The organism is Streptomyces sp. NBC_01283, from assembly GCF_041435335.1.
In the GTDB taxonomy this organism is placed as follows: domain Bacteria; phylum Actinomycetota; class Actinomycetes; order Streptomycetales; family Streptomycetaceae; genus Streptomyces.
The window spans coordinates 8,667,481-8,687,074 of record NZ_CP108430.1 but is presented as its reverse complement, the minus strand read 5'-3'; the positions used below and the strand labels follow the sequence as shown (position 1 = coordinate 8,687,074).

Sequence of the window (19,594 nt, the reverse complement as noted above, 5' to 3'; positions counted from 1 at the left end):
TCAGAAGCGCACCGCGTACGAGACGCGCCGCCGCAGGGACTTCTCCCGCTGGGCCTGGTGGAAGCGTGCGTCCTGTTCCAGGGTCTCGGCGGCCTCGCGCACCTTCGCGCCGGCCCGTTCGATCGCTTCGTCGAGCGGCATCACCAGGGGCAGGCCGAAGATATCGACGATCCGCTCCACGCGTTCACGGACGCTGCCGCCCACCACGTGGTACGGGATCTCCAGCTCGTCCAGGGTCTCGATCAGCAGGTCGTCGGACATCTTCCGGAACTTCTCGGAGACCGGCCGGTGACCGTCGGCCTTCATCTCGAATTCGACCGGCAGGTGCACATAGGCGTCGTAGATCCGCTTGGCGCGGGCCTTGGTGACCGCGCCGTAGGCGTCCATGTACTGGCGGTAGAACCGCTTCACCGGGAGCCCGGCGACGTTCTTCACCGCTCGCTGGAGCACGTTCGCCCCGGGGTTGATGCCGACCCGCATGCGTGCCTCGCCGTAGATCCACTCGTGGATCACGGAGCCGTCCGAGATGAACGACCCCTCGCCCGCCTCGTGATGGATCCGCTCCTCTAGGCGGCGTAAGCCGAGCATCGTCAGTTCCATCGCGCTGAGTTCCTCGACCTGCTTGCCAGGGACGAGGTCCCTGAGGATCTCCCGGGCCGTCATCGCGTGCGTGCGGGGGACGCCCGTCGCCATCGACAGCGTCTCGGTCGTGGTGCTCTTGCCGCTGGAGTACGTACCGGAGATCGCCAGGTGCAGACCGCGGTGTGGTGTAGGGGCGCTTGTGTTCCCCATGGGGTGTGCTCTCTTCCCGTCGTGGGTGGCCCGGCCGGGGCCGGGTGTGGGGTGATCGGTGATGTGGTCAGCCGCCCAGGCCGAGGCCTCCGCTGACCGGCAGGACCGCTCCGGTGATGAAGCGGCCCGATTCGCCGGCGAGGAACCGCACGGCGGCGGCGACGTCGTCCGTTTCTCCGACGCGGCCGAGCGGAGTGATGGACAGCAGGTGTTCGCGTCGCTGATCGGTGATCTCACGGCTCATGTCCGTGTCGATCAGGCCCGGCGCGACGATGTTGATCGTGATGTTCCGGGGACCGAGCTCCCAGGCGAGGGAGCGGGCCATGCCGAGCATTCCGGCCTTGGCGGCCGCGTAGTTGACCTGGCCGGGCGCTCCGTACGCGAAGGTCATGGAGGAGATCAGCACGATCCGGCCCCAGCGCGCCCGCACCATGCCGCGCACAGCACGTCGCACGGTACGGAAGGCGCCGTGCAGGTTCACGTCGACGACGTCCGTGAAGTCCTGCTCGTCCATGCGCAGGATCAAGGTGTCCCTGGTGATGCCCGCGTTGACCACGAGCACCTCGACCGGGCCGTGAGCGGCCTCTGCTTTCCCGAAGGCTTCGTCGATGCTGCGGGAGTCCGTCATCTCGGCGCGTACGCCGAGCAGTCCATCGGGTGGTGCGGTGGCCCGGTGGGTGACGGCGACACGGTCGCCGTCCGCCGCCAGGGCGGTCGCCACGGCGAGTCCGATGCCGCGGTTGCCGCCGGTGACCATGACCGAACGTCCCATCACTGACTCCTCGGGGCGGTGGCGCCTTGAGTCTGCCGATCGCGGCCCCGCGCCGTCGGTCGACCGGTGAGCGCCAGGTTCTGGGTGGCTGTCGCGATGATCAGGAGGCCGATCTGCCCCAGGCTGGGGAAGGGATCGCAGCCGCCCGCGGGGTCCGTGTGCGGCTGCCCGGTCTCCGCGGCGAGCGGCGGCGCGTGGTCGGCGGGCCGTATCCGGTTCATCGGATCACCTCGCCGAGCCGGTCGCCGCCGCGCAGGGGTGCGGAGCGTCGGCGAACAGATGCTCCACGGCCGTCGCGAGGCGGTCAGCCGTCAGTGCGTTCGGCAGCAGCCGCCGGGCGAAGCGCGGGCTCAGCGGCGTGCCGTCCCGCCGTTCCTCGGTCAGCAGCGGCGGCAGGAACGCCATCGGCGTATGGGCCAGTTCCGCGTCGCTCTCCGCGAGGAAGCGCGCGGCGCGCTCCCTGTGTGCCTCCGGCAGCCAGTCGAGGAATGGCAGACCGATCTCGACGACCTCGTCGTCCGCGGGCTGTTCGGTGCCTGCGCCCGCCTGGTCGCGCAGCAGCCGGCAGGGCGCGGCCTGCCACTCCTCGCGCAGCATCGGTACGCGGCAGCGGGCCTCGTCGAGCAGGACGAGCAGCGGCCTTTCCCCGTCCAGATGCTCGCGCACCTCGGCACGCTGTTGTTCGTCCGGCCATAGTCCCGTCGGTGTCCAGTGCCTCGTTTCGGAACCGGACGTGTGCTCTTTCCAGAGCATGCGAGCCGGCCCTTCGAGTACGACGAGCACGTCGCCTAATCGGAGCGTGGGCGTAAAGCGCATGATCTATTTCCCCCGTGTGTCTCTTGCATGTTCCTTGCCTGTTTCCTGCCTGTCCCTTGCATGCAATTCTCGCCTTGGAATACATATGAGACCGCGAGAAACTCGGCAGGAATTGGTACGGCGTTCGCTACGCGGCGGCGGGCAGCCGGTGCGCCAGCCAGCAGCGGCCGTCGATCCCCGCGAAATCCTCGACCGCCAGTTCCGCGGTGCGCCAGCGGGCGTCACCCATGGAGAGGAGCCGGGAATTCGCGGTGCGCACGGTCGGCGTGAAGCTGTGCCCCAGGGGGCGCACCGGCGTGCCCGCGCTGATGACGAAGCGCCGCATCCAGAGCGTGTCGGTGTTTCCGCGGGACAGCCCGTCCTGTGCGTAGAGCAGGATCTGGGCCAGCTGGGCCACGCCCACGAGCGCGTCTACCAGGGAGACCGAGGGTCCGTACGCCGCTTCCGCTCCGCAGGTGAGCGCGTCCTCGTCCGTGGCCACGACGCGCTGCAGCCCGCGGACTTCTTGCCGGTCGAGGTCGACGCGGACTTGCTCGGCGGACTGTTCGCGCTGCTTGTAGCCCACGCCGTAGTGGCGGGCCCGGGCCGGCCCGAGTGCCTGCTTCTCGTCGGCGTACGTCGCCGGTGACGCCGCCCCGCCGACCTGTTCGTGCACGAGCGTACAGCGCACTTTCAGGCCCCCGACCCTGCAGGCGAACGTACTGGCCAGCGTGCCGTGTTCGCCCGTCGGGCCGTCGACGGAGATCAGTCTGCCGTGCACCGGAAAGTCCGCGAGGTCTTCGTGCGGCGTGCTGCCGGCCCGTACGTCGGCGCTGCGGAGCCAGATCCTGCGCCGCTCGGCGGCGCCGAGTCCGAAGGCCCGGCCGAGGTGCGTCTCCGCCAGGTTCGCGGCAAGCACCAGCGCGTCGATGCTGCTGAGGTGCGGCCGCAGCTCGTCGGCACCCGACTTGCGGGACCAGTCGCGTGGATAGGTGAGTGTGCCGCGCGCGGTGACGAGCGCACCCGGTGCGGCGGAACCGTCGGTGGTGATGTCCCTGAGGCCTTGCGTGACGCGCTTGTACCCGCTTCCGAAAAAGCGTGAACTGCCAGGACCGAGGCAGCTATCCAGAGATCCGTATAATAATTCCTTGTTTCCCATTCCCCGTTCACCTTCCCCCGTGTCGCGAGCCACGCGGCCCGGACAGAAAAAACACTATCCGGCACATCAAGGGGAAAGCAATTAGTCAAGGGAATCTGTGACGGCCTGCACAGATCGACCCAAAGTAAAGCTCAAATAGGGATTCTTTAATTCCAGTTGCACCGGATCAATTCCGAAATTCAACCGGCGTCGTCACTCGCAGGCGATCACACGCGGCCAGCGGTCGGCGAGCAGATCACCGAGCAGTGCCCGCAGCCGGTCACGGTCCTCGACGGGAACGGCGGAGAGGAAGTCCCGCTCCACGGCGTCGACGGCGTGCCCGGCGCGTTCGAGTGCCTCGCGGCCGCCGTCGGTGAGACTCAGGATGTAGCGCCTGCGGTCCGACGGGTTGCGCCGCCGCTCCACATGTCCGGCCCGCTCCATCTCGTCGATCAGCGCCACCATGGTGGTCGGGTCGAGGTGGAGGAGTCTGCTCAGATCCTGCTGGGACAGGCTCAGGTCACTTTCCAGCGCGGCGAGTACGTAGAAATAGCGCAGGCGCATGCCCTGCGCCATGAGCACCCGCTCCGCGTCCTCCATCAGGATCGATCCGGCCTTGTTCAGCAGATAGCCGGTCCTGCGGACGAGGGGGAAGTCGAGTGCGGCGGGTTGCGCCGGGACGGGCGTCGCCTCTGTCATCCGGGCCGTTCCCCTTTGCTGCTGAGATCTCGGTGAAGCGACCGGACCAGGGGGTGTTTCTCGGTGAAGCCGAACATCCCCCGCGCCGATCGTCGATCACGTCAAGGGTACTGGCGGTGGCACCGGCCTCCAAGGCCGGTGCCACTCAGGGTGCCGCGTCCGATCGGGGCGGGTAGCCCGGCCGTATCCGACCGGGTTACCCATCTCCCCCGGCATGAACGGACTGTGCCACGACCGGCGCACCGGCACTCTCGTCGTCCAAGTGCCCTTGTCCGCCAGTGCTGTTCAGCACACCCCGGGTCTCTGCGTCCACGGTGTCCGCGGTGTCGCCCCGTGCGCTCTCGTGCAGGTCGCGCGTACGGATGAAGACGAATCCCACGACCGCGCCGACGGCGGCGACGGCCGCGCACACGAGCATCACGTCCGTCAGTCCGTCCACGAAGGCGGCGCGGGCCGCCGCTTCCAGTGCCGGGCCCATCCCCGAGGGGGCACGGCCGGCGGCTTCCGCACCACCGCCCGCCGCCACGGCGTCTCCGAACTCATGGGCTGACGACCCCAGTTGCCGCCCCGCGCCGGACCGCGCGAAGAGGTCGCTCACCCTGCCCTGGAAGGCCGCACCGAATCCCGCGATGCCGATGGCGACACCCACCTGCTGGAACGTCTCGTTGATCCCCGATGCCATGCCCGCCTTGGACGGTTCCACGACGGCGATGGACAGCGAGGCGCGCGGCGGATTGAACAGCCCCATGCCCAGGCCGATCCCGAACATGCTCGGCAGCAGCGCGGTCCAGGAAGTGTCCGGGCCGGTGAGCGCGACCAGGGCGAGCCCGATCGCGATGAGCGCGAGGGACGTTCCCATCAGGAGCCGCTGCGGCACCCGGGTGGTCAGTGATCCCGAGATCGCGGCCGCGACGAACAGCGTCCCGGTCAGCGGAAGGAAGCGCAGGCCGGTCTCCCACGGCGAGTACGCCAGCACGTTCTGCACGTACGACACCAGGAGGAAGATCGCGGACATGGTCGCGGCGGCGCACAGCAGCGTCACCACCGACACCCCGTTGAACGTCCGGTTCCTGAACAACGACAGCTGGAACATGGTCCGTTCGCCTCGCTGCCTCTCCACGACACCGAACACGCCGAGGAGCAGCACGGAGGCCACGAACATGCCGACGATGGGCGCGCTGCCCCAGCCCTCGGACTCGCCGCGCAGCAGCCCGAGGACGAGCAGGGTCAGCGCGCCGGTGAAGAGCACCATTCCCCACCAGTCCACGGCGGGGGCCGACTCCGCACGGGACTCGCGCATCCGCAGGGTGCTCACGGCCATGGCGAGCAGCCCGACCGGAACGTTCACCAGGAAGATCCAGCGCCAGCTCAGCCCGTCGGTGAGCGCGCCCCCGATGAGCGGCCCGAAGGCGATGGACAGACCGACCACGCCGCCGAAGACGCCGAAGGCCTTGCCCCGGTCCTTGCCCTGGTACTCCTGCCCGATCAGCGCGGGCCCGACGGCGAACAGGACCGCTCCCCCGAGTCCTTGGATCCCCCGGGCCACGGACAGGACAGCGGCGTCGTTCGCGAGGCCACAGGCGAGCGAAGCCACCAGGAACACGACGAAGCCGACGTTGAAGACCCGCTTGCGCCCCAGGCGGTCGGCCAGCGATCCCGCTGTCAGCAGAACGGCGGCGAGACCCAGGGCATACGCGTCGAGCACCCACTGCAGCGAGGTGAAACTCGCGTCGAAGGCGTCCCTGATGTCGGGCAGCGCCACATTCACCACGGTCAGGTCGAGCAGCAGCATGAACGTGGCCACACACACCACGGCCAGGGTCCACCCTCGCCCGCCTGCCGTCGTCGTTCGTCCGGACATCGCTCCCCCGAGATCGGAATGATCTATTTCTCAAATCATCGATGTTTCCAACGATTTGAGAATCTACGAAGGCCCCGGAGACCTGTCAACGGACCGCCCATGTCTCGGCCATGATCCGAACGCGATCCGGCCGGAATTCACCGGACGTGCGCCTCGGTGACCGCCAATGCCCCGGCCATGATGGACAGTTGCGGATTGACTTCGGGGCAGCCCGGGAGGAGTGACCCGTCGGCGATCAGTACGCCGTGGACTCCGCGCAGCCGGCCCTGCGGGTCGGCGGGCGCACGCTGCGGGTCGCCGCCCGCGGCCACGGTTCCGGAGGGATGAAACGCCGACAGGTGCAGCTGACGGGCACTCACCCCCGCCAGCAGGGCGTCGAGTTGGGCCAGCGAGCGGGCGCGCGGCGCCGTCGGGATGCCGGTCAGCACCTCCTCGGCACCGGCCGCGAAAAGGAGTCGGCCCATGGCCCGTACGGCGGTCATGAGGCGGCCCGCGTCGCGGTGGTCCAGGTCGTAGCGGAGCAGGGTGCGGCCACTGCCCAGGACGCGCCCCGACGGCCGGTCGGCGATTATGGCGCCCAGCGTCGCGAGATGTCCCGCGAACTCCAGTTCCCCCCGCAACTCCCGCCCCACTCCGGGCAGCACGAAGCTGCCCATGCCCGGCGGTGTGGCGGTCGCCTCGATGAGGATGCCCGCAGAGTGCAGCTCCTCCACACCGGCACTCTGCAGCACGCCTTCCCAGGCGGTGACCTCCTGGGTGAACCGCCCGGCCACGCTGGTGGCCGGGTGTACGGAGAGGTTGCGGCCGAGCCGGGGATGGCGGCCGAGCCCGGACCTGCGCAGCAACTGGGGTGACTGCAGGGCGCCCGCGGCGACCACCACGCAGGAGCTCAGGATCTCCAGCTCGGTGCCGTCGGGGCGCCGGACGCGCACCCCGGCGGCATGCGGCACACTGCCGGGCCGGTCCGGGTCCGTGAGGATCCGCAGCACCCGCGCACCGGTGACGATGCGCGCCCCGGCCGCGCATGCGTCAGGCAGCACCGACAGCTGCACGCTCTGCTTGGCACCCGTCGGGCAACCCACCACGCACTGACATGAGCCTCTGCAGCCGGGGGCGTTACGGCGCAGCGGGCTCGCCCGCCAGCCGAGCCGCTCGGCACCGGCCAGGGCGAGGCGACCGTTGTTGCCCAGGACATCGAGCGGCTGGGTGGCCACGCGCAGGGTGCGTTCGACCTCGTCCAGGCAGGGACCGAAGCGATCGGCGAGACCGAAGCCGAAGTGGGTGCGCCAGTGCTCAAGGACATGCTCCGGCGTGCGGTAGCAGGTACCGGAGTTGACCACCGTCGTGCCGCCCACGGCCCGTCCCACCGGCAGGACCAGCGGAGGTTGTCCCAGGGCCACGCTCGCGCCGCCGTCCCGGTACAGCTCCCCGAACCGGTCAAGCGGTGCCCGGCGCCCGAACGACGCCGTCGAGTGGTGCTCTCCCTCTTCGAGCACCACCACGCTCAGTCCGGCCCGTGCCAGGGTGCGTGCGGCCATGGCGCCGCCGGCTCCGGAGCCGATGACCACCGCGTCGGCCGTGGACCGGGCGGGCCAGTGGTGGGCCGGAGTGCAGTCCAGCGGCGGATCGTCCGGCGCGGCGAACGGCAGGGAGCGTACGCCCTGTTCCAGTATCCGCTCGGTCCCGGCCGCGAGCAGCACCGGGACCTTGAGCACGTCGAGCAGGGGAAGCAGGGCCGGGCGGGCGGCGAGCGAGGTGATGACGGACTCGCGCTCGCCCGCACCGAGCGCGCCGATGCGGCGCCCGGTGCGGGCGAGTGCGTAGCCGTCCACGGCGGTGGCGGCGACACGGACGCCCGCGCGGGCGGGGGCGGGCATGGTGGCCAGTACTGATTCGAGTCGCCTGGGTACGCCCCTGGTCCATGGCGTGGTGCCGTCGTCGCCGAGCAGTGCGGCGACCAGACCGGTCAGGGCGGTTGAGCTCGGCACAGGGAAGTCCTTTCGGGGATCCGGATCGGCGGATACACAAGGGGGCCCGTGGGCCGCCGGTTCAGCGGGCTGCCGGGCGCTGCCCGACCTCGGCATGCGCCGTTCCGTCCAGCTCCCAGCGGGCCTCCGTCCGCCACTGCCCCCACCACCGCTCGACGAGCACCACCGCGTCCGCCGCCTCGCTGTTGCGGCACACGGAAGGCGCTCCGTCCGGGTCGGTGTAGTCCAGGGACAGGGTGCGCTCGGCGGGCTGGGTGACCTGGACGCGGATCCGGCGCAGCCCGGCACGGCCGTTCACCGTCCAGACGGGCAGCCCGATCCGTGCCGTGAAGCGCCCGGCGCCCGCCCACCCGAGCGCGGTCCGCTCGGCACGCCGGGGCCAGGTCCGCCCCGCCGTGCGCAGGCGCAGGAAGACCAGCGGCGGAAGGCGGCGCAGGCCCGGCCGCATGGACACGGCGGCGACGATCTCCAGTGCGTCCCCGCCACCGAGGTCGGCGTGCAGCCAGGCCCACCGGCGGGCATGGCCGTGCCCGTAGATCCGGGCGGAGGCCCCCGGCGCACCTCGGAGCGTCAATGTCCGCTCTCCATAGGTGAGATGACCGTCGTACGTGGCCGTGACCGCGGGCAGGATCTGGCTGGCGGGCAGCAGCGCCCGACGCCACGACCAGCGCGGAAAGGTGTAGAGCGGCTCACCTGTGGGGTGCTCGGTCAGCTCCCAGTGGAAGGCGCCGGCCGATCCGCTCAGCCGCTCGGGGCCCGCCACGATCCCCCGCGCGGCGAATCCGGCCGAGGGGCGGGTCCACGGCTCGGGCCCGAAGCGCACGTGTTCCACCGGGCCGTCCTTGGGGAACACGGCCGCCCAGCCGTGCGCGAAAGGCGGGGATCCGTCGTGCGGAGCGGTGAGTTCATGGTGCAGCCACACGCCGGTCCCGGTGTCCGGGTCGGTCAGCGTCGAGTACCAGACCTCGGTCCGGCCCGGTTCGCCCTTCCAGCGGGGCGCGGAGAGTCCGGCGGTGTCCTCCCGGCGGGGAAACCGGAAGCTCGCCAGGAACGGCACCAGGCTTGTGGCCACGCGGAACCGCAGGGTGCCCTCGCCGACCCGCGCCCCGTCCTCGTACAACACGAACGGCAGTACGGTCATCGAGCTCAGCGGGCGGCGTGCCGACACCGACTTCCATCCGTCGAGTTCGATCCGGCGCCCCTCCCCCGTGAAGGTGAGCCGGTAGCGGATCCGGCGGCGGGCCACGGGGGATATCTCCAACTCGCCCTGGGAGTCCCGGTCGTCGACCCGCCCGGCTATGCGCACCCGGCCGGTGAGTCGTGCCCCGGTCGTGCGCAGGGGGTGCATCCCCCGGTCCGCGTCGGCCCGCAGATCGAGGCGGACCGCACGGTCCCGGTTCTCGCCCTTCAGCCGTACGTGGCCGGACATCGCCTCCGCGAAGACCGCTCCCCTGCCGCTCACTTGCCGCCCCCGTGCGCCCCGAGCCCTTCGAGCATGATCCGCTCGGTTGCCGTCAGATACGCGTCGGCCGCCGCATGCGCTGCCTCCGCATCGTGCGCGGCGACCGCATCGACCACCGGCCGCAGTCGCTCGTACGCGGCCTTCGGGTCGGCGAACGGTTCCACGAGTGCGGCCCGCATCGGCAGATACGCGTTGAAGAGCGTGTTGGTCAGCAGGGCGTAGACCCGGTTGCCGGTGGCCCGCGCCAGGGCCCGGTGCACTTCCACGTCGGCCAGTTGCGCGGCGTCGCCGTCCTGGGCCTCCGCCACGGCGGCAAGGAGTTCGCGCAGCTCGCCGACCTGGGAGGTGCTCGCCTTCGCCGCGGCCCGCGCGGCGATCAGGGCGCCGATGCTGCGCCGGACCTCGAAGACCTCGCTCATCCAGTCGGGGCTGTGGCGCACCAGCATCGGCAGCAGGTCGGCGCCGCCGAGGCGTGCGTAGTCGCGCACCCGGGTTCCCACCCCGTGCCTGGTCTCCAGGAGTCCCGCCTGGATCAGCCGGCCGAAGGCGTGCTTGAGGGTGTTGCGGGTGACGCCGTAGCCCCCGGCCAGCTCGCGCTCCGACGGGAGGTAAGTGCCCGCCTTATGGCGGCCGCTGAGGATGTCCTCTCGCAACCGGCCCTCCAGGACGTCGACGATGCTTTCGCGCGGCAGTGTCTCCACGTCGGCCCCTTTGGTGGCTCATTGGTTGAGTGGATCAGTGGATCACCCACTCAACCAGCAGGCGTGTCACCGGGTCAAGAGCCGGGGCAGCTCCGGGCGGCGAGGCCGCCCGGACACCATCACCCCAGGAACGACAGACGGACCTCCCGCCGCGGATTGTCCTTGTTGGTGTCCACCAGGCACACCGACTGCCACGTCCCCAGCTCTAGGCGGCCCCCCAGCACCGGCAGCGTGGCGTGCGGCGGCACCAGCGCCGGCAGGACGTGGTCACGGCCGTGGCCGGGGCTGCCGTGGCGGTGCTGCCAGCGGTCGTCGGCCGGGAGCAGGATGTGCAGCGCGGCCAGCAGGTCGTTGTCGCTGCCCGCCCCCGTCTCCAGGATCGCGACACCGGCGGTCGCATGGGGGACGAAGACGTTGAGCAGGCCGTCGCGGCCTGCCGCCGCCTCGCCCAGGAAGTTCTGGATGTCGTCGGTGAGGTCGAAGACCCGCTCGGTCGAGCCGGTGGTGACGTTCAGGACACGTGTGGTGAAAGCATCGGACATGGGCCCATCCTCTCTCAGGTCGCTCCCATTCTCTGATATGCGGCGTCCGCCTTTCGAGACGGCATTGACCGTACGCAGACGATCTGGCTACGTTCAGCGGCATGTTGCGTTCAGCTCTGCTCACCACGCGCGGTCACATCGACCTGCTGCGGGTGGCTTCTGCTGCGTGTCGTCGCGGCTGCTGACGTCTCCTCAGCGCGCTTCTCTCCTTTCGCACTTCTCTGCCCCGCTGCCGTCGCGCGGTTGATTTCGCCGTCCCGCGCGTAGGCCCTTCGGGCATCCCTCCCTCCTGCCGTGGAGCACCCATGAGCATCAGCCATGCCCCGCCGGATTCCGCATCCGACATTTCGGGAATATCCAAGTCCGACGATCCCGCCCGGGACGACGGGGACGCCAGAGACCTCGCTGGCACCAAAGGCGCCGAAGACGCCCGGCCGACCGCGCCCGAACTCGTCCCCCTCGTCCCGTCATCCACCCGCCGCACCCGCGTCCCCCGCTGGCTGCGCCGCACCTCCGGCCCCCTCGGACTGCTCGCCCTGTGGCAACTCCTCAGCTCCACAGGGGTGTTGACCCCGGACGTACTCGCCTCGCCGGGGACCATCGCCGGCGTCGCCCGTGATCTCCTCGGTGACGGATCGCTGGCCTCCGCCATGGGGGTCTCCCTGCAGCGGGTCGCGGTGGGGCTGCTGCTCGGCACGGTCGTCGGGACCGCGCTCGCACTCGTCTCCGGACTCTTCCGGGTCGGCGAGGATCTCGTCGACGCCAGCGTGCAGATGCTGCGCACCGTGCCCTTCGTCGGGCTCATCCCGCTGTTCATCATCTGGTTCGGCATCGGCGAGGCGCCCAAGGTCGCCATCATCACGCTGGGCGTCTCCTTCCCGCTCTATCTGAACGTGTACGCGGGAATCCGCGGGGTCGACTCGCAGCTCATCGAGGCCGGCGAGTCCCTCGGGCTCTCGCGGTGGGGGCTCGTGCGGCACGTCATCCTGCCGGGCGCGCTGCCGAGCGCGATGACCGGCCTGCGGTACTCCCTGGGCATCGCCTGGCTCGCCCTCGTCTTCGCCGAACAGATCAACGCGGACTCCGGGATCGGCTTCCTGATGGTCCAGGCGCGTGACTTCCTGCGGACCGACGTGATCGTCGTCTGCCTGATCGTCTACGCCTTCCTCGGTCTCATCGCCGACTTCATCGTCCGCACCCTCGAAAGGCTGCTGCTGCAATGGCGACCGACGTTCACCGGCCGGTGACCCCGACCGACCCCACGGCCACCGCACCCACGGGACAGGCACCACAGGCCACATCGGCCGTACGGGTCGCGGGGCTGACCCGCTCCTTCGACGGGCGTGCCGTCATCGACCACCTCGACCTCGACGTGCGGCCGGGCGAGTTCGTGGCGCTGCTCGGGCGCAGCGGCTGCGGCAAGTCGACCCTGCTGCGTATCCTCGCCGGCCTCGACCGGGACATCGAGGGCACGGTCCTGGTGCCGCGCCGCAAGGCCGTCGCGTTCCAGGCACCCCGGCTCATGCCGTGGAAGCGCGTGTGGCGCAACGTCCTGCTCGGGCTGCAGGGCAAGCCCGAACGCGCGGTCGCCGAGCGGGCGTTGGAAGAGGTCGGCCTCAAGCACCGTACGAACGCCTGGCCCAAGACGCTCTCCGGCGGCGAGGCCCAGCGCGCCTCGCTGGCCCGCGCCCTGGTGCGCGAGCCCGATCTGCTGCTGCTCGACGAGCCGTTCGGCGCGCTCGACGCGCTCACCCGCATCAAGGCCCAGCGTCTCGTGGACGAACTGTGGCAGCGGCGCGGCTGCGCCGTCCTGCTCGTCACGCACGACGTCGAGGAGGCCGTGCTCCTCGCCGACCGGGTGCTCGTCATGGACGACGGGGTCATCGCGTACGAGACGGAGATCGACCTCGACCGGCCGCGCGGCATCTCCGATCCGCGCTTCGGCGAGCTGCGTGCCGAGCTGTTGCAGCGCCTGGGCGTCGACGCGCCCGACCCCGCGGAAGCCGCCGCGGCGTGAACCTCCCACCTGCCAACTCCCCTGTGAACAGCACGAACAGACCGAACGGACTCACCATGCGACGGCACCTCGCCGCCCCCGCCCTGCTCCTCCCCCTGGCCCTGCTGCTCGCCGCCTGCTCGGGCGCCTCCTCCGCGAGCACCTCGTCCGCCGGCTCGGGAGGCGGCACCGACGGCCATGGGTCGCTCACGCTCAACGTCGGTGACCAGAAGGGCGGTTCGGAGGCCGTGCTGCGCGCGGCCGGGGAACTCGACGACCTGAAGTACAAGATCCGCTGGTCCACCTTCACCTCCGGGCCTCCTCTCCTGGAGGCCGTGAACGCCAAGGCCGTGGACATCGGCGCCGTCGGCAACACGCCGCCCGTCTTCGCCGCCGGAGCCAACTCGAAGATCTCCGTGGTGGCCGCGTACCACGGCACCGCGTCGGGCGAGGCGATCCTCGTCCAGGACGGCTCGCCCCTGAAGAAGACGGAGGACCTCAAGGGCAAGTCCGTCGCCGTGGCCCAGGGTTCGTCGGCGAACTACCAGCTCATCGCGTCCCTCAAGGAGGCAGGGCTCAGCCTCAAGGACGTCAAGGTCAAGTATCTGCAGCCGGCCGACGCGCTGGCCGCGTTCACCAGCGGCAAGGTGGACGCCTGGGCCGTCTGGGACCCGTACACCTCACAGGTCCTTGAGAGCAAGAAGGGCCGTGTCCTGACGGACGGAGACGGCCTGGTGAACGGCCTCTCCTTCCAGGTGGCGGCGCCGGCCGCGCTCAAGGACAAGAAGAAGTCCGCGGCGGTCGCCGACTACCTCAAGCGGCTGCGCAGGGCCCAGGACTGGGTCTTCGAGCACCCGGAGGCGTGGGCGAAGGTCTGGGCGAAGGACACCGGCCTGCCCTACGAGGCCGCACTCGCCGCCGTCAAGCGCAGCAACGGCACACGGGTCCCGGTGGCCGTGGACAAGAAGGTGATCACGTCCGAGCAGGCGATCGCGGACACCTTCACCGACCAGAAGCTCATTCCGCGCCGCGTCGACTTCGCCGACTTCGTCGACACCCGCTTCAACGGCGACCTGCCGCCCTCGACCAGCAAGCCCCGCACGTACCGCAAGGAGTCCTGACGATGACCGTCCACCTCAACTGGTTCCTGCCGACCGGCGGCGACGGCCGCACCCTCGTGGACCGGCACGCCTACACCGACGGCGGCATCTCGCGCTCCCGGGTCACTCCGGTCAGCGGGGTGCGGGCGCCCGACATCGACTACCTGATCCAGATCGCCAAGGCCGCCGAGCAGTTGGGCTTCGAAGCGGTGCTGACCCCGACCGGCACCTGGTGCGAGGACGCCTGGCTGACGACGGTCGCGCTGGCCCAGCACACCGAGCGGCTGAAGTTCCTGGTGGCGTTCCGGCCCGGCGTCATCTCCCCCGTCCTGGCCGCGCAGATGGCGGCCACGTATCAGCGCATCACGCGCGGGCGCCTGCTCCTGAACGTCGTGACGGGCGGCGACTCGACCGAGCAGCGGCGCTTCGGCGACCATCTCGACCACGACCGCCGCTACGAGCGTACGGATGAGTTCCTGTCGGTCGTACGAGGGGTTTGGGGCGGTAAGCCCTTCGACTTCCGCGGCGAGCACTACGACGTGGAGGGCGGTCTGACCGCGCTGCCGCCGGACCCGCTGCCGGAGATCTTCTTCGGTGGTTCGTCAGCCGCGGCCGGGCCGGTCGCGGCGCGCCACACGGACGTATATCTGACGTGGGGCGAGCCGCCGGAGCAGGTCAAGCAGAAGATCGACTGGATTCGCGGACTCGCCGAGGAGCAGGGGCGCACGGTCCGGTTCGGCATCCGGCTGCACACCATCTCGCGTGATTCCGCCGCCGAGGCCTGGGCCACCGCGCACCGGCTGCTCGACGACCTCGACCCGGACACCATCGCCGCCGCCCAGCAGGCGCTCGGCCGCAGCGAGTCCGTGGGCCAGCAGCGGATGCTCGCGCTGCACGGCGGTTCCCGCGACGACCTGGAGATCTCGCCGAACCTGTGGGCAGGCGTCGGTCTCGTACGGGGCGGCGCGGGCACCGCGCTCGTCGGCAGCCACGCGGACGTCGCCGACCGGATCGAGGAGTACCACGCGCTGGGCGTCGAGCACTTCGTCCTGTCGGGCTATCCGCATCTGGAGGAGGCGTACTGGTTCGGCGAGGGCGTGATCCCGGATCTGGCGGCGCGCGGCCTGCTGCCCCGGATCCCGGCATCGCAGCTGGCCGGGGTGCCCGCGGCGAACGGCCGCCCGGCGTCCGCTCCGGGCGGCGCCCCGCTCCTGGTGGCGGGCGGGCGCTGACCCGAACGGCACAGGGCGGCGAGGCGGGAAGATCCCGGGCCCCGATGGAGTTAGTAGAAGCGTGAACGACATCGGGGCACGGGACGCGGCCGCACACGAAGCGGCACAAGAGGTGGACGCAGTCGTCATAGGCGCCGGGCAGGCGGGCCTGTCCAGCGCCTATCACCTGCGCAGGGCCGGTTTCGAGCCGGACCGGGACTTCGTCGTCCTGGACCACTCGCCCCGGCCCGGCGGTGCGTGGCAGTTCCGCTGGCCCTCGCTCACGTACGGGAAGGTGCACGGGATGCACGCGCTGCCCGGCATGGAGCTGACCGGCGCCGATCCCGCGCGGCCCTCGTCGGAGGTCATCCGGGAGTACTTCGAGGAGTACGAGCAGCGCTTCGGCCTGCGGGTGCACCGGCCCGTCGATGTACACCAGGTGCGCGAGGGCGACGGCGGGCGGCTGCTGGTCGAGACGTCGGCCGGGGCCTGGGCGACGCGCACGCTGATCAACGCGACGGGCACCTGGGACCGGCCGTTCTGGCCGCGCTATCCGGGGCAGGACACCTTCCGCGGGCGGCAGTTGCACACGGCCGTCTATCCGGGGCCCGAAGCCTTCAAGGGGCAGCGGGTGATCGTCGTGGGCGGCGGCGCCTCGGGCACACAGCATCTGATGGAGATCGCCCCCTACGCCGCCGGGACCACCTGGGTCACCCGGCGTCCGCCCGTGTTCCGCGAGGGGCCGTTCGACGAGAACTGGGGGCGCTCGGCCGTGGCCATGGTCGAGGAGCGGGTGCGGCAGGGGCTCGCGCCGCAGAGCGTGGTGTCCGTGACCGGGCTGCCCGTCAACGACGCCATCCGGCAGGCACGGGCCGACGGCGTGCTCGACCGGCTGCCCATGTTCGACCGCATCACGCCGAGCGGCGTCGAGTGGGACGACGGGCGGCACGTGGACGCCGACGTCATTCTCTGGGCCACCGGATTCCGGGCGGCGATCGAGCACTTGGCGCCGCTGCGGCTGCGCGAGGCAGGCGGCGGCATCCGCATCGAGGGCACCCGCGCCGTCGCCGACCCCCGGATCCACCTGGTGGGCTACGGGCCATCGGCCAGCACGATCGGCGCGAACCGTGCGGGGCGGGCGGCGGTGCGGGACATCAAGCGGCTGCTGGAGGACGTGCCGGTCACGGCGTGACACGGGGGCACGGCGTCCGAGGCCGGCACGATCCTGTTCCCGCTGTTCTAGCTGTTCTCGCTCTTGTTCTTGTTGAACTCCGCCACGTGCTTCTGGTGTTCCTCGAAGTTCGACGTGAAGCGGGTGTCCCCCGGCTTCACGGTCACGAAGTAGAGCCAGTCGCCCTGCGTCGGGCTGGTCGCCGCGCGCATGGCCTCCTCGCCGGGGTTGCCGATCGGGGTGGGCGGCAGACCCATGCGCGTGTACGTGTTGTAGGGGCTGTTGATCTTTGTGTCGCGGTCCCGGGTGTTCAGCGTGGAGCGGTTCAGGGCGTAGTTGATCGTCGAGTCCATCTGCAGCGGCATGCCCTGCTCGAGGCGGTTGTAGATGACCCGGGCCACCTTGCCCATGTCCGCCTTGGAGCCCGCCTCGGCCTCGATCATGCTGGCGATGGTGACGGTCTGGTAGATGTTCACGGCGTTGCGGTCGGCGCCCGCCGTGACCTGGCTCCCGCTGAACTTCTTGGCGGCCGTGTTCACCATGTACGAGAGCACGGACTCGGGAGTCGACTTGTCGTTGATGGGATACGTCGCCGGGAAGAGGTAACCCTCGGGGTTGCCGCGGGCGTCACCGGGGAGTTTGAGGTGCGCCTTGGGAAGCGCCTTCTTCGTGGTGCCCGCCGGCACACCGAGGGCTTTGTCGACGGCCCCGTACACCTGGCTCGTTCGCCAGCCCTCCGGGACGGTCAGCGATTCGGGGCCTCCACTGTCGTCGGGGAGCAGCAGCGGCACCGCCACGGCGGTGACCGCCGCGACGGCTCCGGTCGCGATCAGGGCGATCCGGCCCCGACGCGTCAGTCGAATCGTGCCCCGGCGCGGAGTCTTGGTCTGCAGCATGCGGTCACATTATCCCGCAAATGCAGACATTCCGTGCATATCTTCATGTCGCCGGCTCCAGCTGGGCGTCTCTTCGGACCAGGGCGGCGTAACGGCCGTCCTTCTCCAGGAGCTCCTCGTGGGTGCCCCGCTCAACGGTGCGCCCAGCGTCCAGGACCACGATCTGGTCGGCGCCGCGGACCGTGGAGAGCCGGTGGGCGATCGTGAGCGTCGTCCGGTCGGCGGACAGGGCGTCGATGGCTTCCTGCACGGCATGCTCGGTGTGCGTGTCCAGGGCGCTGGTCGCCTCGTCCAGGATGAGCACGGGCGGATCGCGCAGGATCGTACGGGCGATGGCGAGGCGCTGCTTCTCGCCCCCGGAGAAGCGGTGGCCGCGCTCGCCGACCACCGTGTCGTATCCGTCGGGCAGGGACGCGATGTGGTCGTGGATCTGGGCGGCACCGGCGGCCGCGATCAGTTCCTCGTCCGTGGCGTCGGGCTTCGCGAAGCGCAGGTTCTCGGCGACCGAGGCGTGGAAGAGGTACGTCTCCTGGGAGACGACGCCGACCGCACGGGCCAGCGTGTCGAAGTCCAGGTCCCGCACGTCGACGCCGTCGATCGTGACTCGGCCGCCCGTGACGTCGTACAGCCGCGGCACCAGGTAGCTGAGGGTCGACTTTCCCGAGCCGGTGGGGCCGACGACGGCCAGGCTGTCGCCGGCCGGGACGGTGATGTCGATGCCGTCGAGGATCGGTGCGCTGCGGCCGTCGTCGGCGTCGTAACGGAACTCGACGCCCTCCAGGCGGACTTCGCCCTTGATCCGGTCCAGGCGCACCGGGTGCTCGGGCTCGGTGATGTCGATGGGCAGGTCCAGATACTCGAAGATGCGCTGGAAGAGCGCGAGCGAGGTCTGGATCTGCACGCCGGTGGAGAGCAGGCTCACGGTGGGCCGGAACAGGCCCTGCTGGAGCGAGACGAAGGCGACGAGCGTGCCGATCGAGACCGTCGGGCCGCCCATCTGGAAGGCGAGGCCCGCGGTCCAGTAGATGACGGCGGGCATGGCGGCCATGACGATCGAGATGACGGCCATGCGCCAGCGACCCGCCATGTTCGAGCGGACCTCGAGGTCGACGAGCCGCTCGGACTCGTCGGCGAAGGACTTGGTGAGCGAGTCGGCGCGGCCCATCGTGCGGCCGAGCAGGATGCCGCTGACGGAGAGCGACTCGGTGACCGTCGCCGCCATCGCGGCCATCTGCTTCTGCCGCTCGGTGGCTATCTTCTTGCGCTCGCGGCCGACCCTGCGGCTGATCCACACGAAGACGGGCAGCAGGAGCAGCGACACGACGGTCAGCCGCCAGTCGAGGGCGAGCATCGCGACGATGGTGGCGATCACACTGGTGAGGTTCGAGACCAGGGAGGTGGCGGTGGAGGTGACCGTCGCCTGCATGCCGCCGATGTCGCTGGCGATGCGGGACTGGACCTCTCCGGTGCGGGTCCTGGTGAAGAAGGCGAGCGACATGCTCTGCAGCCGCCCGTACACCGAGGTACGCAGGTCGTGCATGACGCGCTGGCCGACCGTCGTGCTGATCAGGGTCTGCAGGACGCCGAAGACGCTGGTGACGACCGCGCTCAGGACCATCCCCAGGGCGAGCAGGCTCAGCAGGCCCGTCCGGCCCTGCGGGATCGCGGTGTCGAGGATCTCCTTCAGCAGGAAGGGGGTGGCGACGGAGACCAGGGAGGCGGCGCCGACCAGCAGGCCGACGATCGCGAGGCGGGCGCGGTAGGGGCGGAAGAGGCGCAGGATGCGGCGGATCTGCCGCGGCTGTTCCTCTTGACCGGGGGCCAGGGGCTGCGGTGTCCACTTGGGTTCGTCGTGAGGCATGGGCTCCTACGGGAGGTGAGACGGCGGCCGGCGTGCGGGCCGGCGGGGGCAGTCGGCAGGGATACGGCACTGCGGAACTACAGCCGACGATGACTGAGGGAGCATAGCTCACTGTTACCTATACTCACAATGCACAAGGTCCTGATAATGTTCCCGCATGACCACCCCGGACGCCGACGGACTGCTCGCCGAACAGCTGCTGCGGCTGAGCCGCAGGCTGCACCGCATCCAGAAGCGCCATCTGGTGCCGATGGGCATCACCCCGGCCCAGTCGCGCCTCCTGCGCACTCTCGTGCACTACGAGACGCCGCCCCGCATGGCCGATCTCGCCCAGCGGCTCGAAGTGGTCCCGCGCGCCGTGACGAGCCTGGTCGACGGACTGGAGGCCAGTGATCTGGTGCGCCGCGTCCCCGATCCGACCAACCGCCGGGTGATCCGCATCGAGCTCACCGACGCGGGACGCAAGGCGCTGAAAGAGCTGCGCGGCGCGCGCCGGGCCGCCGCGGAGGACATCCTGGCTCCATTGGACGCCGCGCAGCGCGAGCAGCTGGGCGGCCTGCTGAACGCACTGTTCGACGTGCCGGACGTCCGTAGCTGCTGAGGAGAGCT

At 70.4% G+C, this 19,594-nt stretch carries 20 protein-coding genes; 7 read left to right on the top strand and 13 right to left on the bottom strand.

From position 1 onward, the window contains the following. The 11 genes from OG302_RS39235 to OG302_RS39185 form a co-directional block, all read right to left on the bottom strand. A complete protein-coding gene (locus OG302_RS39235; RefSeq protein WP_371749517.1) occupies positions 1–792 on the bottom strand; it encodes an ATP-binding protein in 792 nt (263 codons plus the stop codon). A gap of 67 nt (positions 793–859) precedes the next feature. After that, positions 860–1,564 (bottom strand): 3-oxoacyl-ACP reductase FabG, encoded by a 705-nt coding sequence (gene fabG, locus OG302_RS39230; protein WP_371749516.1) that lies wholly within the window; start codon positions 1,562–1,564, stop codon positions 860–862. Then, complete coding sequence (locus tag OG302_RS39225) at positions 1,564–1,785, bottom strand: hypothetical protein (protein ID WP_371749515.1); 222 nt, start codon at positions 1,783–1,785, stop codon at positions 1,564–1,566. The genes fabG and OG302_RS39225 overlap by 1 nt, the downstream gene beginning before the upstream one ends. 4 nt (positions 1,786–1,789) lie before the next feature. Further along, positions 1,790–2,230, bottom strand: coding sequence for a hypothetical protein (locus OG302_RS39220; protein ID WP_371749514.1), 441 nt, complete (start codon positions 2,228–2,230; stop codon positions 1,790–1,792). Positions 2,231–2,507: 277 nt separating this feature from the next. Continuing rightward, positions 2,508–3,518, bottom strand: coding sequence for an AvrD family protein (locus tag OG302_RS39215; protein WP_371749513.1), 1,011 nt, complete (start codon positions 3,516–3,518; stop codon positions 2,508–2,510). A 192-nt stretch (positions 3,519–3,710) separates the two neighbouring features. Further along, positions 3,711–4,196: a MarR family winged helix-turn-helix transcriptional regulator gene (locus OG302_RS39210; RefSeq protein ID WP_371749512.1), complete on the bottom strand. Its 486-nt coding sequence runs from the start codon at positions 4,194–4,196 to the stop codon at positions 3,711–3,713. A 196-nt stretch (positions 4,197–4,392) separates the two neighbouring features. Continuing rightward, positions 4,393–6,057, bottom strand: a complete 1,665-nt coding sequence (locus tag OG302_RS39205; protein WP_371749511.1) for an MFS transporter — start codon at positions 6,055–6,057, stop codon at positions 4,393–4,395. Positions 6,058–6,194: 137 nt separating this feature from the next. Beyond that, entirely contained in the window at positions 6,195–8,045 is a 1,851-nt protein-coding gene (locus OG302_RS39200) for an FAD-dependent oxidoreductase (RefSeq protein WP_371749510.1), read from the bottom strand. 61 nt (positions 8,046–8,106) lie between these two features. Beyond that, positions 8,107–9,507, bottom strand: a complete 1,401-nt coding sequence (locus OG302_RS39195; RefSeq protein WP_371749509.1) for a hypothetical protein — start codon at positions 9,505–9,507, stop codon at positions 8,107–8,109. Continuing rightward, positions 9,504–10,208: a FadR/GntR family transcriptional regulator gene (locus OG302_RS39190; protein WP_371749508.1), complete on the bottom strand. Its 705-nt coding sequence runs from the start codon at positions 10,206–10,208 to the stop codon at positions 9,504–9,506. Before OG302_RS39190 ends, OG302_RS39195 begins: the two co-directional genes overlap by 4 nt. Before the next feature lie 119 nt (positions 10,209–10,327). Beyond that, a complete protein-coding gene (locus OG302_RS39185; protein WP_371749507.1) occupies positions 10,328–10,750 on the bottom strand; it encodes a secondary thiamine-phosphate synthase enzyme YjbQ in 423 nt (140 codons plus the stop codon). Positions 10,751–10,851: 101 nt separating this feature from the next. Here OG302_RS39185 and OG302_RS39180 point away from each other — a divergent pair, with 101 nt between their 5' ends. The 6 genes from OG302_RS39180 (at position 10,852) to OG302_RS39155 (ending at position 16,249) form a co-directional block, all read left to right on the top strand. After that, positions 10,852–10,935, top strand: coding sequence for a putative leader peptide (locus tag OG302_RS39180; RefSeq protein ID WP_349817350.1), 84 nt, complete (start codon positions 10,852–10,854; stop codon positions 10,933–10,935). Positions 10,936–11,055: 120 nt separating this feature from the next. Further along, on the top strand, positions 11,056–11,997 hold the full coding sequence (locus OG302_RS39175) for an ABC transporter permease (protein ID WP_371749506.1): 942 nt from the start codon (positions 11,056–11,058) through the stop codon (positions 11,995–11,997). Further along, the gene (locus OG302_RS39170) at positions 11,970–12,767 is read left to right on the top strand and encodes an ABC transporter ATP-binding protein (protein WP_371749505.1); all 798 of its coding nucleotides are present in this window, start codon (positions 11,970–11,972) and stop codon (positions 12,765–12,767) included. Before OG302_RS39175 ends, OG302_RS39170 begins: the two co-directional genes overlap by 28 nt. A 56-nt stretch (positions 12,768–12,823) precedes the next feature. Beyond that, positions 12,824–13,867 carry an ABC transporter substrate-binding protein gene (locus OG302_RS39165; protein ID WP_371749504.1) on the top strand — a complete coding sequence of 348 codons (1,044 nt, stop codon included), beginning with the start codon at positions 12,824–12,826 and terminating at the stop codon, positions 13,865–13,867. Between the two features lie 2 nt (positions 13,868–13,869). Further along, on the top strand, positions 13,870–15,078 hold the full coding sequence (locus OG302_RS39160; protein WP_371749503.1) for an LLM class flavin-dependent oxidoreductase: 1,209 nt from the start codon (positions 13,870–13,872) through the stop codon (positions 15,076–15,078). Between the two features lie 61 nt (positions 15,079–15,139). Further along, complete coding sequence (locus OG302_RS39155; protein ID WP_371749502.1) at positions 15,140–16,249, top strand: NAD(P)-binding domain-containing protein; 1,110 nt, start codon at positions 15,140–15,142, stop codon at positions 16,247–16,249. A 47-nt stretch (positions 16,250–16,296) separates the two neighbouring features. Here OG302_RS39155 and mltG read toward each other — a convergent pair whose 3' ends face one another. Then, positions 16,297–17,121, bottom strand: a complete 825-nt coding sequence (gene mltG / locus OG302_RS39150; RefSeq protein ID WP_371750367.1) for an endolytic transglycosylase MltG — start codon at positions 17,119–17,121, stop codon at positions 16,297–16,299. 46 nt (positions 17,122–17,167) lie between these two features. Beyond that, positions 17,168–18,985: an ABC transporter ATP-binding protein gene (locus tag OG302_RS39145; RefSeq protein ID WP_371749501.1), complete on the bottom strand. Its 1,818-nt coding sequence runs from the start codon at positions 18,983–18,985 to the stop codon at positions 17,168–17,170. 157 nt (positions 18,986–19,142) lie between these two features. Between OG302_RS39145 and OG302_RS39140 the strand changes: the two genes are divergently transcribed. Beyond that, a complete protein-coding gene (locus OG302_RS39140; RefSeq protein WP_371749500.1) occupies positions 19,143–19,586 on the top strand; it encodes a MarR family winged helix-turn-helix transcriptional regulator in 444 nt (147 codons plus the stop codon). Positions 19,587–19,594: the final 8 nt, after the last annotated feature.